We start from the raw sequence: 17,575 nt of genomic DNA on the forward strand, positions 1-17,575 counted from the left end.
TCGGAGGTCGCCCAGTCGGCGCTCCTCGCCTTGGCGGAACAACTTGAGAGTCTGGCTGCCAGGGTGCGGGCTATCGAAACGCAACTGCTGGCATGGCATTGGCAGAATGCTGCGAGCCAGCGGCTCGAAACGATCCCCGGTGTAGGCATCATCACCGCCACAGCGTTCGCGGCCAGCGTGCCCGATCCAGCCGTGTTCAAATCCGGCCGACAGTTTGCGGCCTATATAGGCCTTGAGCCCAGATAGAACTCGTCGGGCGGCAAGGACCGTCTCGGGCATATATCGAATATGGGCAACGGCTACCTGCGACGACTGTTGGTCGTCGGGGCCACCTCTGTCACACGGCGAGCGCCAACCACCGACACCCGAATCGGGGCCTGGGTGCGATCGCTTCTCGAGCACAAGCCAACGCGGCTCGTCACCGTCGCCATCGCCAACAACACCACCCGTACTGCATGGGCACTGCTCGCGAAGGGAGAAAGCTACAAGGCCACACCGGCCACCTGAACAGATTAAGGATATGCGGCGCATCACATCGCTGCAAAGAGATGCAAGGGCAGAAGTGAGTGATGATGATCAAACGGGACCGCTGCCGGGACACCCCGAGGCACTGTCAGGGCGTCAAAGCTCGATTGTCTGATTGGGACCCGGCATGCGGACTTCATCAAGGCCAGCGGTCACATACACCGCGCAAACAGGCCGGACGAATGACCACAACCCGCGACGATCAACATTAGCTCAAATTAACCCTTGCAAAAAAAGGAACCGTCCAAAAATGGCAGTGCCCATTGGAAAGCAGGGGAGCCTTCCGTCTCAATACGTGGCTTTCTTACCGATTGGGTATTTGGTGTGCCGTAGAGATAAAGCAACATTCGCAAAAGCGCCTGTCAAGAAGAGCCCGTGCTGCCGGTGATAATGATGGTGGAGTTGGAAAACATGTTCGTCTTCGGGCTCAAATGCCTTGTCAGCACAAATGAAGCAAAAGTTATTACTCATCGTTGACACTAGCAATTCTTTGAAACGCCTCATTTTGGGCCATCAGCGCCGCCCATGTGTCGCACCCAACGAGCTGTCCCTTATCCAGCACAATGATCCGATCACATCGTTTTACGGTGCTCAGGCGGTGTGCAATCATAAGGACAGTTTTGTCACCGGGCAGGGCGTCAATGGCGGTCATGACCTCGCGCTCGGTCAGGTTATCAAGCGCGCTGGTGGCCTCATCGAAGACGATGAGATCAGCATCATGATAGAGCGCACGCGCGATACCCACGCGCTGACGCTGCCCGCCTGAGAGGCGCACGCCGCGTTCTCCAATGGTTGTGGCATAGCCGTCGGACAACTCTTCGCGGATGAACGTGTTAATCCGGGCAATCCCGGCGGCACGGCGCACGCGGGCCTCGTCTATCTCTTCGGGTGGTACGCCCAGGGCGATGTTCTCGGAGATGCTGGCGTCGATAAGAAAGATATCCTGCGGTACATAGCCCACACTTTGTTGCCAAGAGCGCAGGGTCTCGTCAGTAATCTCGGTGCCATCCACGAGGATGCGACCCGTGCTCGGGGGCAACAGACCCAGAATTAGGTCAGCCAAAGTCGTCTTGCCTGAACCAGTACTGCCAACAATGCCAATTCTCTCTCCAGCCCGGATGTCGAGCGAGACCCCTTGCAAACCGGCCAACTCAGTGCCAGGGTAACGGTAGGACACTTCTACAAACCCAAGGCCGTGCTTTAGGCCAAGCGCGGGTTGGATTTCGACGGGCAAGCTGCCCGATCCGGCCTTGTCCATCAGATCATCATACACCACGTCCACGGCGGCTCCACCCGCCTGAATTTGTGCTAGCGATTGGTAGAGCTTTGATAGTTCCGGCATCAATCTCTGTCCCGCAAAAGCAAACACGCCAAGTGTTGGCAGAATTCCCCCCAAGGCAGCGCCTGACGTGAGCCCTCCCGGGTCCAACAAAACAAGACAAAGCAGGATGATCCCACCGAAGGCCACAGCCTGCATCGCGAATTGTGGCACTTGAGAATACACCGAAACACCGACAAGCGCGTGCGCCATGCGTTTAGATGGCGCAGCATACCTGTCCGCATAAGACCTCTCTCGTCCCAATAGTTTGATATCCTTGATCCCGCCAAGGGCCTCGTTGGCAATGCGGAAGCGAGCACTATTGGCCGTTGCGCGTGCCAGTCCGTACCGCTTAAGGATATGTCTACTGAGCACGTAGACCGTTCCAAAGCTTCCCCCAAACGCTACAAACGCAATTACCGTGACCATGGGGTCAAGCCATAAGAGTAACCCCACGATCGATACGACGGTGAATGCGGAGGCAATCAGCTCTGCTGCTGGGCGCAGAAACATATTTACCACTTGTTGCGCTTCTTGAAGCACCCGCGTGCCCATTTCCCCAGTATGCCGGTTAAGGAAAAAGGCGTAGGGCTGCCTTAAATACGCGATGAGAAGGCGGTGGCTGATGGAATGGACACGCATTAATGCATAGCGCGAGACCACGTAGGTCTTTGCGATTTGTATTAGGCTGGTGATCACGATCACACCAAAAGACGCAAGCCCCAATGCCACAAGAAATGCGTAGCTGTCGGCAAACCCAAACGTCTCAAACGTCCAAGACAAGGCCGGTATCCGCTCGATCTGACCAGGGTCGGACAGGACCGACAGGAACGGCAGCACTGATCCGATCATCAATGCTGATGACAAGGCGCCAAGGACCACGACGGACAACGTGATCCAGGCATTGCGCCTCTCGCGTGCGTCCAGCAAGGCCCACGCCTTCTTCCATGTGTCGAGGTTGATCATAGCCTAAGATCGCTTTCGTCTTGCGCAAACTTGGTCTGCATGTCGGAGAACCCCGTTTCTCTCGGCCAAAGTTCTGAAGGGCTGTCACACCTTAAACAACGAAGTCGGCGTGTGCCACAGCAAGGATAACGCCGCCATTTACCCCGTCCTTTCGCAGTGCGACCAGATCAATGCTAGTGTTGCGCTGCCCCGCGGCAGGACTGACGCAGGGGCATTGTACGTCGATGTCCATGCCGCATTCCTCAAGCTCTCGTACCAGATTGTCCAGCCCCCTATATATCAGTACTACTGATTTTGGCTTTCTCCAGAAAGGTTTCAGTCACTGGTGAACGGATGTCTTGGGAGTGATAGGGGCCGAACTGGTTGTATTGCTTGCGCGACACATTGAAGCAAACCTGTGCTCGCTTGATACGGTGTGTCATTTTAGCGTTCAGCACTTCTCGTCTTAATGTTCCGTTTGAGCGCTCGTTGGAACCATTCTCCCGAGGACTGTCGGGGTAGATTTGGACCGGTTGTATGCCGACCTTTCTCAGCCAGCTCTGCAGAGGTGTTGCGATGAACTCAGGGCCATTCACCGCTGCAGGTTCATGATTTTTTCTCAAGAAGCTCCATTGCCTCTTTCGCCAAAATGTATGCGCTCGCCGCTGCACAGTCTTTCATAGCATCCTCAAAGTTTCCAACTGCCTGTCACAGAAGGCCTACTCCACTTAAGGCGCCGCTAAAAGTCATGCCAGCTCAGCGCTTCACTAGTATAGAACTTAAAAGCTTCTGGATTCGGCATTTGGGGATAGGGGGAGTATCTTGCCTGTCGACGAAGCTAGCCAAAGAAGAGCGAAACGTTGACCTTTCTTCGATACTCAGCGATTTCTTTGCCACAAAAGCGCCACTGGCGTCTGCAAAAGGTGCCGAATGTCAGATAAAGTTACAGTGATTCTGCCGGTCTACAACCGCTCAGCCAGCCTCTATGAGGCGTGCAAAAGCGTGTTGGACCAGTCGTATCGAAATCTGGAATTAATTGTAGTGGATGACGCGTCAACCGAGGACCTATGCAATGTCATAAAGGCATTGGACGACCCGCGCTTGACCTACGTACGCCATGAGAAAAACCAGGGGGCAGCAGCGGCACGTAACACGGGTTTAGCTCTCGTCGATAGCCCGCTGATTGCGTTTCAGGATAGCGATGACATGTGGTTGCCGGGCAAACTGGAGGCGCAGGTGAAGCTCTTGGCGTCATTGCCCGAAGATGTGGGTGCGGTCACAGGCGGGAAGATTTTGTATGGTGTGAACATTGATCGCGCACCGGGCCCCGGGCGGGTGACTTATGCGCCGACGCCGGGGCGGTGGTTGCGCCCCGAAGTTGATCAGGTACGTCATATCCTGACCGAAAACCGCGTCAGCCTCCAAAATGCGTTATTCCGGGCTGGGTGTTATCCGGAGGTCGCGTGGTTTGATCCACGTGCCAAGGCCAATAACGACTGGGAATTCGTCATCCGTCTGGTGCAGCATACAAAGGTGTATGAGGACCCGGAGCCTGTTGTCTTGTCGTTTATTTCCGCCGACAGCATCTCGACGAACTTGCGAAAAAAGATAACTGGTCAGGTGCGACTTTTGAAAAAAAACCGGCATCTGTCCGAAAAATATCCTGCACAATACGCGCGACAGCAGTTTGTATTGGGCCGCGGGCTTTGGCGGACGGGTAAACGTTCGGCGGCCAAACGTTTTATGGCGCAAGGTGTTCGCGATTGTCCTGCTTTAGTGTTTGATATGGCGCGTGCACGGATTGCGCGGCTCTGGCGTTAGTCTTTACCTGCTGAGCGGCCGCGGCGGATCATTCCGATTAGGTTTCGCAAGGCCCACTTCAGAGACCCGGTCTGCGCGGCCTTTCGCAAGGACAATCCGCGATACTTCGGGATTGTGCGTCCAAGGAGGCGCTGTCCTGCAAGACGTGCCGCGAGCGCCTGACGGCGACGGGTTTGGCCAGGCTGCATTGCGGCAAGTTTGGTGACGTCAAAGTCCTGCGCTTCCAGTGCACCGGCAGCAATTGCGCGTGCCAGAAGGTCGGCGCCTTTTCGAGTACGCGCGACGATGAGGCTGATACCGTCGGCTTCTTCAAACAAAGGATAGCCAGTAGTATCTGTTTCCCAAGCGTCGGCGAAGACCAGATCTGCGGCGACACCTGTGCCGTCGGCGCAGAGCTTGCAGCGGTGCTGCACTCGGGGCGAGAGGCGGCTGCCCCAGCTTTCCTCGTAGGTCATTGAGGTTTCAGAGCCGTCTTTGGCAACGGCCGTTGCGCGGCCGGGCCAACCATGCCCTCGATATCGGAAGACGGCAGTCGTTTTTGGAGTGACGCCGAGTGCCTCAAGAATGGATTCGCCGCCGGCGAGCGAAGGCACCCCTGCACAGAAGAACGACAGAACTACCGGAAATTGGGCCGCCAGAACCGGATCAGTAGTTTGCATGACACGCAGGGCCACCACGTCGCAGGGTTTGCCTACGAAGGCAGAGGGACCATCTTCTACCATATCAAGCGCTGCAAGGGGCGCCGACGGCGCATATCGTGAGCCTGCGGCGCGAGCAATATCGCTTCGGTTTTTCGCAAGGATCGGCACGTTGGCTACAGCACGATCCGGATCAGCGGTGTTGGTGAGCGCGCTTTTGACTTCACCGCTTTCTATGAGCCACGCAAGCATCCCTGACAGTGCACCGCCGGAAGAGGCTTTAAAGCGAAGCTCCGGATCGGTGGCAAAGCCAGTATGCATTTCAAGAAAAGGACCCCAAAGGGGGTGGTCTTTGCGCCCCAAGTTCGAAACGCATTGCCCCAGTCCGGGACAGGCCTTTGAGATGGCGGCATCTTGGTCAGAGGTCACAACGCTGGTTTGGCGCGGGCGCAGAAACCCATCGCCGGCAAGCTCCATAATTATAGCTGTTGGCGCGATTGCCCGACAGGCCCCACAACCAGAGCAAAGCCCGCCTTTTGTGACGCGGGCCAATGCGGGGGTCAGGGTTTGAGTGTCGGTCATGGCTTCTCCGGGGCATGGTTGCTAAGTCATTCCCGTCACACAGCTTGCCGTCAATGGGCTTTTTGCATTCTAAGGAATGGACTTTCAAGTCGGATCGGGTAGGACGAAGGACGTACTTTGTTCATGGAGTGGCCATGTCTCGCCCCGTTACACTTGCACTTGTCTGGCACCAAATGAACTCGGACAATCTTGGTGTCGGTGCGTTGACACTGGCAAATTTGGCAATTTTGCGCGCTGCGGCCGCACAGGCCGGGCGTGAGGTGCAGTTCTTAATTGTAGGCTGGAAAGATCCGAGACCCTGGTACGAAACGCCCCACAATGTGGAGAACGTAGCGCTGCGCCTTCGTCATCTGGTAATGCCTTTCGGGCCTTTAGGGGAAGCCTTTTCGCGTGCAGACGCCGTGTTTGATATCGGCGGCGGCGACAGTTTTACCGATATCTATGGGAAAAAGCGGTTCTTCACCGTCTGGGGCACGAAAGCGCGGGCTCTCGCCAAAGGCTTACCGTTGATCTTGTCCCCGCAGACCATCGGGCCGTTCAAAGCTGGCTGGTCGCGTAGGTTGGCGTGCTTCGTCATGAACCGGTCTGCTGCAGTGGTCAGCCGGGACGCACCGTCAACGGCGTTCTTGTCCGATTTGGGGATCCACTCGCGGGTTTTGGAAGCTACGGATGTGGCAATGCGCCTGCCCTATGAACCTGCACCCGTGAGGACCGACGGAAAAATCCGGGTTGGGTTGAATGTCTCCGGGCTATTGATGTCGGGCGGTTATGATAGGAACAACCAATTTGGCTTGGCCGTGGACTACCCGGCATTGATCCGTGAGGTGATTAAGTGGTTTCAGGCTCAGGATGGGGTTGAGGTTCATCTGATCGGGCATGTGCAGTCCAAGGTCCAACCCATCGAGGATGATCAGCGCGCCAGCGCTGCTCTGGCCGCCGAATTCTCGGGCACTGTTCTGGCGCCGATTTTTGCCTCGCCCGTTGATGCCAAGAGCTATATTGCGGGCATGGACTTCTTCATGGGCGCAAGAATGCATGCTACGATAGCCGCGTTTTCAACGGGTGTTCCGGTCATACCGATGGCTTATTCCCGCAAGTTTCACGGTGTCTTTGCGACCCTTGGATACGATCATGTTGCAAATTTGAAAACCGATTGCACGAAGGACATTCTGGCGCGAATTAAAAACGGATTTGAAACACGCGACGCGTTGTCGCTCGACATTGAAAGCGGTATGTCTCAAGTCGACGCAAGGCTTGCGGCGTATCAGACTCTGGCAACACAGATTATTCGGGATTTGTAGACCGAGGATTGATCGAAAAGGGAGGCGTGACGGAATGCGTACGTGCCCCAAGATATTTTTCCAACTGACGCGAGCCTGTTAGAAAATATTGCCCTTGGCCTTCGGCTTGAAGAGATCGACGAGGGCAAAGTTGAGCGTGCCGGCCGGATCGCCCAGCTCCATGATTTCGCTTCATCGGAACTATATGATGGCTGCCGGACCCGAACCGGTGAACGCGGCGTGCGTTTATCGGGAGGCCAACGCCAACGTACCGGCATCGCTTGTCCACTCCATCACGTGTCCCAACTATTTGTCCTTAACGAAGCTGCAAGCGCCCTTGCCAACTTCACAAAGTGCGCATCCGAAACCTCCATGCCGCCATACTGCGACTTGAATTTGTAGAATGTCCACTGACCAAGAGTTAGGGCGGGTTCGACGAGCGCCTACCATTATCCACCACGCTGATACGTCTTTAGTCTTTTATCTTTCTGGTCCGCAGAAAATCCGATGGCTTCGTAAACGCAAGAGCCATATCGTTGCTCATGTGGCATATCCTTTTGCCTTGAAAGAATTGCGACGTCCTAACAACACCATGATATGCAGCCCTTTCAGGTCGGCACCAACTTTCGGCTATAACTCTTTTGCGCAAAGGATTTGTTCATTGACGACTGACGCTGTAATCACTTGGGTTGATGGGGCAGACCCAGAACATGCCGCAAAGCGTGCACGCTACTCCGGAGAAGCGAAAGCGCCAAAAACTAATCCTGGAGCCTCAGAAAGTACACGCTTTGCCTCGCTGGGCGAAATTGAATTTTGCATCAAATTAATACGCAAAAATGCGCCATGGATTAACACAATTTTTTTGATCACGGACGCGCAATGTCCAGTCTGGCTCGACAGTGCAGAGCGCAAACGCCTCAATGTTAAACTCGTCGATCACAGAGTGCTTTTTCGTGACTATGAGGACGTTTTACCAACTTTCAATAGCATAACCATCGAGACACTATTACACAGAATTCCTGGCCTATCTGAGCGTTTTTTGTATTTTAATGATGACTTTTTTCTAATTAGGCCAACCAGTATTTTAGATTTCTTTGAGAACGATATTCCAAAAGTTTATGGACGCATTGTTTTCCGGTACAAGAAGCTCCGCAAATTTGCGGCCAAATTAATGCGGCATTCGCCTTTGCCTTCGGGACTTAACGGGGTGCGCTTAGGAAAATTAGGAAAGCTTCCGATTTCCGTTTTATGGTCAGTAATGCTTGGGCACTCTCCGCACGCCATAAAAACCGCAGATTTTGGCAAGATCATGGATAGCAAACGACGGATTGATAGAAACATACGCTTCCGATTCAGAAATTGGAGGCAATTTAGTCCAGTTTGCCTTTACGCAACACTCGGACTAAACTCAAAAAGCGTTAAAGTTATCGAACCTGATGGTCTCTATTTAATTCCCGAAGGAGATCGGGGGGTAGCTGAGGTACTCGAAGAGGCACGTTCGGCATCGAGTATAAATACTTATCTTTGCATTCAAAGTCTCGATCTTTTCGATTCTCAGTCTCAATCTGCTATTCTAGAGTTTCTAGAAGAAATTTCAGCATAATTGTAAGTATTTAAAAAGAATTTCTGCTTTCTAGAGTGCCGATCGAGGAAGAGGTGGTCGCAAAATGAGCCATAGCTGAAAGTTGACGGGCGTTTAAAAGTTTTTCATTTTGCGGGCTGGTTCGACTGCGAGCGACCCTCCGAAATTCGGACACCGACGTAAGCTGCGATTTGTAGTGTGATTGTCTAGCCCCCCGCATCTGGGCCACTTATTTGGCGTTTCTCTAATATAGTTTCCGGCACAGGTGATCGAACTGTCTTTGTGATAGAGCCGTCGTCGTTTATTGTGTCGTTGCGGAACCCGACAGCCGGATATTTCGTCTGGCTGCAACACATTGATTTTAAAATTGCTAACTATGTTACGCAATTAGTTCAATCCGCCCAAAATGCGTTCCTCGATTCAGTATAGGATTGCAATGCGCATATTCAGAGTCCATTGATCCACTCCGATCCTAGAGTGAAAAAAGCAAAAAAACTTGGCGCCTCTAGCGGCAGAGAGAGTAGAATTTGTGCGAACAAGGTTGGTCATTGCCGCCACGAGGTGCGAATTCCAGCAATCGCAACCATAGGGATTGGAGAGAGGGATGAAGAAATTCACTCTAGCGGTTGCGGTGCCAAAATTTGGCGAACCCAGTCAAACATGGGTCTACCGGCAGCTCTCTTCTTTTGACCGGTTGAGAACTCGGCTCGTCCATTGGGGTCCCGCAAAAAACTTTTCTGCACAAAGACCGAATTTGGATGCGGTAGATTTGTCCGATGGCGCAGACCCAATTTTCAACAAGAATTGGTCCAAATGGTTGGATAGAGCCAGCCATCTACGTGACCAAAATTTCTTTGCCCCTAATCGTAGGTCTCAAGCGCATTTAAAGCGCGCATTTTCCAACATTCGACCTGATGCGATCCTATGCCATTTCGGGCACACTGCGCTTCATGTGCTGCCTATAGCCGATCATCTTCAGGTGCCGTTGATAGCGCATTTTCATGGGGTGGACCTATCTGAAAGTTTCCAGCGGAATAGATGGTATAGATGGAGTCTCCAGAAGAATTTGCGAAGATTTCGCTCGTGCGTTGTAGTAGGGTCGCATCAACGGGACGTACTTTTAGAGCTCGGTTATCCGGAAGAGCGAATTCATTTGATTCCCTGCGGAGTTCCTACTGAGTTGTTTAAACCTTCCGACGCAGGTTTTGACCGGCGGCTAAGATTTGTGTCAGTCTCCAGATTGGTTCGAAATAAGGGAGTACACATCTCTTTGCGAGCGTTTGCCATATTGGCGGAGCGATATCCTGATGCAGAATATTGGATCATCGGAGATGGTCCAGAGAAGGGAATGCTGACGGACCTTCGGAATGAGCTTTGCTTAAACGAAAAGGTTAAGTTTTTGGGTAATTTGGACGAGCTTTCCGTGATGGAGAAATTGACCAAATGTAATATTTTCTTACAGCATTCTCTTCAGGTCCATGGTTCGATTGAAGGCTTTGGCGTTTCCGTCTCAGAGGCTTCTTCTTGTTGCTTACCGGTAATAGTAACGCCTGTCGGCGGCCTAACAGACCAAGTAGTTGACGGAGAAACCGGTTTGATTGTTCCTGAAGGAGACCCCAATGCGATGGCTGCGGCGATGTGCCGACTATCTTCCGATACAAAGCTTATGAAGCAAATGGGTGAGTCTGGACGAAAGCGAATGCGCCTTTTCTATGACTACAAAAATTTAGGCAGACAGCTGGAAGACGTGATACTTTCTGATGTGAAGGCAGGATACCGCAATGTGGCGTTGGAGACCAAACAATGACTTATTGAATGGGATTGACACCGACCTGCCGACGAGCTCCATCCGAGGCGGTTTAGTAACTAAAACGAGAAGTTCCTCAAGATATCGGCCACGCTAGCTATTTTGGCCGAAAGTGCTCGTTTGCTGGGACTCGGTGACTTTTGAAACTTCGCGCGACCCCGAAGAAAAAACTACCCTTGTCCGTAACTGCAAACACGATTGGGTGTCGTGTATCCGCTAGATTTTGATTGGTGCCGCCTCTGCGTGAGATGTCGACGGCATCTCTCATTTATGCCGAACTGCCGTCTTTCCACTCTTGCCGCCTCCGCCTGATGTCCATCCATGTGGCCGATTTCTTGCGGGCTCCTTTGCTGCCCTTCAAAGCGACAAGTCTCCAGACGTTTGCGCGGCTGAGTGGCCACCACGCCAAGAGCTGCCAGCCTATGCCGCGACTTTCCGGGCTGAAGTGGCGAGAGGTCAGCTCGCTCTTAGCACGCATTAGTCTGACCATCTTGTCAGCACGCACTGTATCACTTGCAAGACGCGCGAAACGGTAGCATCAGACATTTTGATGTCATGATAGCTCGCCAAATACCAATCGATCCGCAGCGGGCCGAAATGGTATTTGCGCCGAAGATAAAGAACCTTTTCTTCTCGCTCAGCTGGCGTCCTGTTGGCATACCATTTGGGGATAGGAGGTGCGTTGATCAGCCCCGCTTCTCCACGCTCGGCATAGGCCCTGCACCAGCGATAAAAGCTGGCGCGACCAATCCCAAGATAACGGCAAGCCTTCGCAACATGGCCAATCTGATCTGCATGCGCAGTATCCGCAAACCGCCTGGCGCGGTTTATTGGCAGCGTATTGAAACAACCCAAACCCACCAGCAGGTGGAAAATGTAGCATAACTTTCTGCAGTTCCTATCCAAAATTTGGGGAGTAGCTCTCGCAATTGCATTTAAAGAGCGCTCAAGGCGGAATTAAAGATATGTTCTTAAAGCTAGCTCAAAAAGCACAAAGCAATTTGGAGGAATAAAAGCGTGACTCTTGCGTTAAGCATCTTGCATATGAAATCTACGACGGTCAGGCAGGGAGTAAGCGTAGTCCAAATCAAAGCTGAAACTTCAAAGCATGCTAGTCTAGACTTCGATACGAACTCAAAACGATTTCTGAGAAATAGAGCCAAATTGTAAGATGACGGTTAATCCAGTACGCACAAAGTCGGGTGGGACCGTTTCGGTGGTTCTATTTCTATTTATCGTGTCGCTCTTTTTGCCAATTTCGATTTGGTTAGGTCCACTTCAACTCACGCCGTCTAGAGTATTGCTCCTGTTTCTAATGCCTATATTGGTGACCAATTGGATTAGGGGCGACTGCGGGAAAAAGCACTTTACAGATTTTGCTTTCTTGGGGCTGAGTGTCTGGGCTTCGTTCAGCTTTTTGGTGGTTCACGGACTGTCCGTAGCAATAGAAGCCGGCGGGATATTCTTTGTAGAGACGTTCGGGGCTTATATATTGGGACGTCGATATATTAGAAACCAGCGCGATTTCATATACATGTGTAAAACGCTGTTAGCAGTTGCGATCCTAATTTTACCATTTGCATTAGTAGAGTCTTTTTTCGGGCGAAATCTATTACTTGAGCTAGCTCAAAAAATTTCATCGACAGGTGGATTTCTTGGGAAAAATCCCCGATGGGGCTTGGATCGAGCACAGGGGACATTTGAGCACCCAATACTCTGGGGTGTCTTCGCTTCCAGTTTGATTGGAATTACATATTACGTTTCGGGATACTCGAAGCCGTTTATACTTAGGGTTGTCTTCACCGGACTAGTAACCATCGCGGCGACCACTTCACTTTCGGCTGGACCTATGACGGCAATGACCACGCAATACCTCCTGATATTTTGGAACGCTTTTTTTTCCTGGCTTCGGGGTCATTGGAAGCTTTTGACGTTTCTATTCTTAATGATCTGGATATTTCTCGATATCGCGTCAGATAGGGGACCTGTGAAACTGTTTATCTCGTACTTTTCTTTTAACGAATATAGCGCCTACATGAGAGTTCACATCTGGAACTTTGGTACGAACTCGATCCTTTCCAATCCGCTCTTTGGGATTGGCTTCAACGAGTGGGAGCGCCCAAGTTGGATGAGCTCCAGTGTTGATATGTTTTGGATTGTCTTCGGTATTCGACATGGCATCCCGGCCATGCTGCTGACCTTGGCTGGCTTTTTTGCAGCCTATTTATCAATCGCTAAAGCGAGAATTTCATCACCAGTTCAAATCGCCTGCCGCACAGGCTTTCTAGTCTCGCTCACGGGATTGTTCTTTTCAGCTTGGACCGTTCATTTGTGGGATAACATTTATTTATACTTCATGCTTTTTATTGGGGCCGGCATTTGGCTGCGAGACGCAGAATCTAACGGCTACAGCGCTCTCTCGGTTCCAGAGAGTAACGCCGAAAGGCCGCTGGCAACACATCGGAGAGAGGTGGATAGTCAAAATGTCTACACTAGGTTCAGCAATCACAGGAGGCGCGAGGAGAATGAAGCTGACTCCGTACAAAAGCGACGGAACCGTTAGTTTGTTTCCTTTTGGGCTATTACTAATTTGGTTAGTGCCTTTCGCTCCAGCGTTAGCAGAAACTCGAATCGATACAAAATTGGAAATGACGAATAGGTTGGGCGGCGAGACCCTTTACCTAGCACCTGGAGATTACGGGTCAGTTACTCTTGAAGGCTTCATGTTCGACGAACCCATCACCATCGTTTCAGAGAGTGCCGGTCAAGCCACGATTGAAAGTCTGACCATCAGCGGGTCAACCAACCTGATCTTTGAAGGGATTCATTTTGAGAGTCCCAGCAATGGGACATCAGCATCATCGATCGTTTCGATCAAGGATAGCGACAACATCCAAATCAACCACTCTGAAATCAATGGTCCAGTCGATGATGTTTATGACGGCCACGTTGGAGTTCGTGTAACTGATTCATCCAATGTAAAAATTGAAGGGAATTTTATTCATGATGTAAAGCGAGCCGGAATATTTGAGAACACTGATGGCTTGATCGTAGCCGAAAACACCGCGGATTACTTGGGGGATGACAATTACAAATTCATCGCCGTGAACGATGTATTGATTGAGAATAACATCGGTGCTCGCCATGTTTTCCCTAGCGAAGGGGCCCATTTGGACTTCATTCAGTTTCAGGGGCGCGATTCAAGCGACATTGTGATCAGAGGGAATTTACTGCTTCCCGAAAACAAGACAAATATTCAGGGCATATTCTTAGACGACGCTCACTACACGAACGTGCTCATCGAGCAGAACATTATTGTAACGGGCATGATACGTGGCATCTCTTTGTCAAGTGGAACAAACGTAGTTGCACGCGACAACACAGTACTGGATATCGACGGCGCGGGCTCAAAAGCCACAAAAGTAATGGTCGTTGGAGAGCGCTATGGGAATATTCAAGGTTCATATCTTCAAGACGCCGGAGTCGGCGACAATCTAACTTTACAACAGGCCGATCCCTCACGTGCGCTGCACTACGACGACGTGTTCGAGAACGCGACAGTCGGACTAGGGATGGATGTTCTCGACCTAATGCCAATCCCAGACTCATTAGCTCAGAAGTATGGAGCGTACGAAAGGCTTCTTGAATTACTAGGACTGTAGATACGCCGTTAATCGCGAGACATCTCCTTTGACGTCCCAGATTTGGGAAGAAGGAGATGTTGATGAACAAGTGACCTGCTCCCCTTTGAGTCCGCTAATTTAAGTTAGCTCTGTTCAGGTTCAGGTCTTCCTTTGACGGGTTAGCATAGGCCAGTGCCTCTCGGTTTTCGAGCAGGGCTAAGGTCTCGGTCCCGAACAGCCCCATCTATGTTTCTGAGGCCGCCCAAAGATCTGGCACGACAGGATCGAGCGCGAGCCAATCGGCATCGTTGACATCCTCGTAGCCAGCACGACGCCTGAGAATTGATTGCTGGAAAAACAAATCGAGCGGATGAACGGTGTTCTTGCCGGGGCGGTTATTTTGAAGTACCGCCTACGCGACTTCCGACAGCGCTAACGCACCACCCAGTTCGCGCATCTCGACGAGGGAGCCGTGCCAACCGAGCTGTGTGACTCTGAATTTCAGCCGAACATGAGTGTCGAGTTCCACCCGATTTTCCCGCTGCGATCCAGCACCAGATTGGGTAATCCATGACACGCGCCCTTCTCAGCCATCAAAACCATCAAAACCATCATTGATGTCAAAACCCTACGATAAGGACAGCAAAATCAGCGATTTTTTTGGGGAATGCGGATTAAAGCCGGGCTCGAAGTGAGCCCAACCCCAACCTCTTTTTTATGAAACAATGGACTCCGATCTTAAGTGATTGTCCTTCGCTCCGCGCCAAGAATAATTAGTAGTCCTTTCAAAAAGTAAGAATTGTTCGGAGATCCGCAACAATCACTCAGATTGAGCCGCCATAAAAACACACATGGGCCATCATTTGCTCACAGACTCCGTCGAAAAAAACACCGTCAGAGTAATTTGTGAAGGAAAAGCCCAATGATTGATGGAGACATCAACAGTTCAAATGCCGTGTTCGTGTCCGGTGGAGAAGAACTACTTTCGACTCTTGGATACTTGAATGGCGGCGAGACCCTTTACCTAGCACCTGGAGATTACGGGTCAGTTACTCTTGAAGGCTTCATGTTCGACGAACCCATCACCATCGTTTCAGAGAGTGCCGGTCAAGCCACGATTGAAAGTCTGACCATCAGCGGGTCAACCAACCTGATCTTTGAAGGGATTCATTTTGAGAGTCCCAGCAATGGGACATCAGCATCATCGATCGTTTCGATCAAGGATAGCGACAACATCCAAATCAACCACTCTGAAATCAATGGTCCAGTCGATGATGTTTATGACGGCCACGTTGGAGTTCGTGTAACTGATTCATCCAATGTAAAAATTGAAGGGAATTTTATTCATGATGTAAAGCGAGCCGGAATATTTGAGAACACTGATGGCTTGATCGTAGCCGAAAACACCGCGGATTACTTGGGGGATGACAATTACAAATTCATCGCCGTGAACGATGTATTGATTGAGAATAACATCGGTGCTCGCCATGTTTTCCCTAGCGAAGGGGCCCATTTGGACTTCATTCAGTTTCAGGGGCGCGATTCAAGCGACATTGTGATCAGAGGGAATTTACTGCTTCCCGAAAACAAGACAAATATTCAGGGCATATTCTTAGACGACGCTCACTACACGAACGTGCTCATCGAGCAGAACATTATTGTAACGGGCATGATACGTGGCATCTCTTTGTCAAGTGGAACAAACGTAGTTGCACGCGACAACACAGTACTGGATATCGACGGCGCGGGCTCAAAAGCCACAAAAGTAATGGTCGATGGAGAGAGCTATGGGAATATTCAAGGTTCATATCTTCAAGACGCCGGAGTCGGCGACAATCTAACTTTACAACAGGCCGATCCCTCACGTGCGCTGCACTACGACGACGTGTTCGAGAACGCGACAGTCGGACTAGGGATGGATGTTCTCGACCTAACGCCAATCCCAGGCTCTTTATCCGAGGAGTATGGAGCGTACGAACGGCTTCTTGAATTACTGGCACAGGCATCTGAAGCCACAGAAACTCCGGTCGAACGGCCCTCCTCAGAGCTTGAAGAAGTGCCGGATGAAGTCGAGGAAATACCCGATGAAGGAGCTGATCAGAATCCAGAAGCAGTCGATGAAGGAGCTGAGCAGAGTCCAGAAACTCCCGATCCTTTACTTACGCTGAAAGAGAACGACAGTTCTGGCGGGTTTTTCGACTGGTTATTTGATCTATTTGCCACCATTTTTGGTGGAAATACCAAGACTAGTATTGGAATTGACCCCGAAGGTGGGAGAGACCCGTTGATCTCAGGACATAGTAGCTTCGAATTGGAAGACCTATTTCTGGATAAATCTGATTTTTCGCCGGAGACCGACGAAAGCATGGCCGAAGAGCTAGAACCTGCGGAAGGTGAAATGATTTGGTTATGACGCTGGCGGTTAGGGTCATCAAAATTCGAAGCGTGCCTGATTTTTCTTTCAATCTCTCAAAAAAAAATGAAGCTTGATGGAAGTGCGCTCAGTTTTGGAGGATCGGAAGTAACGGCTGCCTAGCCTGATCTGAGTGATCCAACTTGATTGTTAGTGCATGACTGGTCGTCGGTCTATTGGCAGGATGGTTTCCTAAACATACGGTGGACCAATTCAGATGGCGAGACTCATCACGTTCAAAGCGATGCGGCTCACCTTTGTACAATAATTTCTGTGGAGTATGATATGAAGCGCGGGCCACTATTCGCAGCAGCACAGAGAAAATTCCGATCTCGTCGCTTTTTACTAATCGACGAAATTCTTAGAAATCTGCTTTCACAGAAGGAGAAAGTTTCAGTCTTGGACGCTGGCGGACGTCCAGGTTATTGGAAATTACTATCACCTGATCTGCGCTCCCGCGTGAGTATTGTATGCCTCAACTTTACACGCGAGCTGCAGCTACACGCTGAAAGTGTCGAAGATCTAAGGATTGAATTCGAAGCAGGTGACGCCTGCAATATGCCGCAATATGGAGAGGGGCAGTTCGATCTCGTTCACTCAAATAGCGTGATCGAACACGTTGGAAACTTCCACAACATGTCGCGCTTTGCATCGGAAACGGCCAGGGTCGGTCGCGGATACTATCACCAAACGCCTGACCTGTTATTTCCAATAGAGCCTCACTATGGAGTTCCGTTTGTTCATTGGCTTCCCGAGAGTTTACGCGTCAAGCTGTTCACAAAGATGAACTTGGGATATGCAAAGCAATGCGATTTCGGTCATGCAATCAAGAGAGCTGACCATACTCGAATAATTAGCAAGTGGATGATGAGACAGTTCTTTCCAGACGCAGAAGTTCTAAGCGAGCGCGTTCTCTTTATTCCCAAATCTACAGTTTGCTATCGAATACCGCAGGCCTCCACGACTTCCAAAAATGGCTTGCGCTAAATTAGTCCCTCAAACTCCCGCAATTCCTAAGCTGTTCGATGCCAACGATGGTTT

12 protein-coding genes and 3 pseudogenes are annotated in these 17,575 nt (G+C 51.1%); 9 read left to right on the plus strand and 6 right to left on the minus strand.

Features of this window, described 5'->3' with window-relative positions:
* Nucleotides 1–63 precede the first annotated feature (63 nt).
* A pseudogene (locus tag BOA8489_RS11700) lies at nt 64–507 on the plus strand (IS110 family RNA-guided transposase).
* Between the two features lie 481 nt (nt 508–988).
* On the opposite strand, the gene BOA8489_RS11710 reads toward BOA8489_RS11700, so the two are convergent.
* From BOA8489_RS11710 to BOA8489_RS21085, 3 genes are all read right to left on the minus strand, one after another.
* Complete coding sequence (locus tag BOA8489_RS11710; protein ID WP_093974203.1) at nt 989–2,809, minus strand: ABC transporter ATP-binding protein; 1,821 nt, start codon at nt 2,807–2,809, stop codon at nt 989–991.
* Between the two features lie 91 nt (nt 2,810–2,900).
* Nucleotides 2,901–3,041 (minus strand): hypothetical protein, encoded by a 141-nt coding sequence (locus BOA8489_RS20450; protein WP_176440281.1) that lies wholly within the window; start codon nt 3,039–3,041, stop codon nt 2,901–2,903.
* 40 nt (nt 3,042–3,081) lie between these two features.
* Nucleotides 3,082–3,459, minus strand: coding sequence for an integrase core domain-containing protein (locus tag BOA8489_RS21085; protein WP_093974204.1), 378 nt, complete (start codon nt 3,457–3,459; stop codon nt 3,082–3,084).
* Between the two features lie 259 nt (nt 3,460–3,718).
* Here BOA8489_RS21085 and BOA8489_RS11720 point away from each other — a divergent pair, with 259 nt between their 5' ends.
* A complete protein-coding gene (locus BOA8489_RS11720) occupies nt 3,719–4,609 on the plus strand; it encodes a glycosyltransferase family 2 protein (protein WP_093974205.1) in 891 nt (296 codons plus the stop codon).
* Here the strand turns inward: BOA8489_RS11720 and BOA8489_RS11725 are convergent.
* Nucleotides 4,606–5,829, minus strand: coding sequence for a Coenzyme F420 hydrogenase/dehydrogenase, beta subunit C-terminal domain (locus BOA8489_RS11725; RefSeq protein WP_093974206.1), 1,224 nt, complete (start codon nt 5,827–5,829; stop codon nt 4,606–4,608). The two genes, BOA8489_RS11720 and BOA8489_RS11725, sit on opposite strands and share 4 nt — an antisense overlap.
* Before the next feature lie 134 nt (nt 5,830–5,963).
* Here BOA8489_RS11725 and BOA8489_RS11730 point away from each other — a divergent pair, with 134 nt between their 5' ends.
* The 3 genes from BOA8489_RS11730 (at nt 5,964) to BOA8489_RS11740 (ending at nt 10,498) form a co-directional block, all read left to right on the plus strand.
* Nucleotides 5,964–7,130, plus strand: coding sequence for a polysaccharide pyruvyl transferase family protein (locus tag BOA8489_RS11730; protein ID WP_093974207.1), 1,167 nt, complete (start codon nt 5,964–5,966; stop codon nt 7,128–7,130).
* Nucleotides 7,131–7,512: 382 nt separating this feature from the next.
* Nucleotides 7,513–8,712, plus strand: a complete 1,200-nt coding sequence (locus BOA8489_RS11735) for a stealth family protein (protein WP_093974208.1) — start codon at nt 7,513–7,515, stop codon at nt 8,710–8,712.
* A gap of 583 nt (nt 8,713–9,295) precedes the next feature.
* Nucleotides 9,296–10,498: a glycosyltransferase gene (locus BOA8489_RS11740; RefSeq protein ID WP_093974209.1), complete on the plus strand. Its 1,203-nt coding sequence runs from the start codon at nt 9,296–9,298 to the stop codon at nt 10,496–10,498.
* 513 nt (nt 10,499–11,011) lie between these two features.
* On the opposite strand, the pseudogene BOA8489_RS11750 reads toward BOA8489_RS11740, so the two are convergent.
* Nucleotides 11,012–11,335: pseudogene (locus tag BOA8489_RS11750) on the minus strand (helix-turn-helix domain-containing protein); the annotation flags it as partial.
* 334 nt (nt 11,336–11,669) lie between these two features.
* Between BOA8489_RS11750 and BOA8489_RS11755 the strand changes: the two are divergent.
* Both BOA8489_RS11755 and BOA8489_RS11760 read left to right on the plus strand, forming a co-directional pair.
* The gene (locus BOA8489_RS11755; protein ID WP_093974211.1) at nt 11,670–13,061 is read left to right on the plus strand and encodes an O-antigen ligase family protein; all 1,392 of its coding nucleotides are present in this window, start codon (nt 11,670–11,672) and stop codon (nt 13,059–13,061) included.
* Nucleotides 13,024–14,160, plus strand: a complete 1,137-nt coding sequence (locus BOA8489_RS11760; RefSeq protein WP_176440283.1) for a right-handed parallel beta-helix repeat-containing protein — start codon at nt 13,024–13,026, stop codon at nt 14,158–14,160. Before BOA8489_RS11755 ends, BOA8489_RS11760 begins: the two co-directional genes overlap by 38 nt.
* A 139-nt stretch (nt 14,161–14,299) precedes the next feature.
* Here BOA8489_RS11760 and BOA8489_RS20810 read toward each other — a convergent pair.
* Nucleotides 14,300–14,693 (minus strand): annotated as a pseudogene (locus tag BOA8489_RS20810) (transposase); the annotation flags it as partial.
* Between the two features lie 350 nt (nt 14,694–15,043).
* Here BOA8489_RS20810 and BOA8489_RS11765 point away from each other — a divergent pair.
* Both BOA8489_RS11765 and BOA8489_RS11770 read left to right on the plus strand, forming a co-directional pair.
* Nucleotides 15,044–16,534: a right-handed parallel beta-helix repeat-containing protein gene (locus BOA8489_RS11765; protein ID WP_093974213.1), complete on the plus strand. Its 1,491-nt coding sequence runs from the start codon at nt 15,044–15,046 to the stop codon at nt 16,532–16,534.
* 285 nt (nt 16,535–16,819) lie between these two features.
* Nucleotides 16,820–17,521, plus strand: coding sequence for a class I SAM-dependent methyltransferase (locus BOA8489_RS11770; RefSeq protein WP_141138281.1), 702 nt, complete (start codon nt 16,820–16,822; stop codon nt 17,519–17,521).
* Nucleotides 17,522–17,575: the final 54 nt, after the last annotated feature.

Source organism: Boseongicola aestuarii, from assembly GCF_900184815.1.
GTDB lineage: Bacteria > Pseudomonadota > Alphaproteobacteria > Rhodobacterales > Rhodobacteraceae > Boseongicola > Boseongicola aestuarii.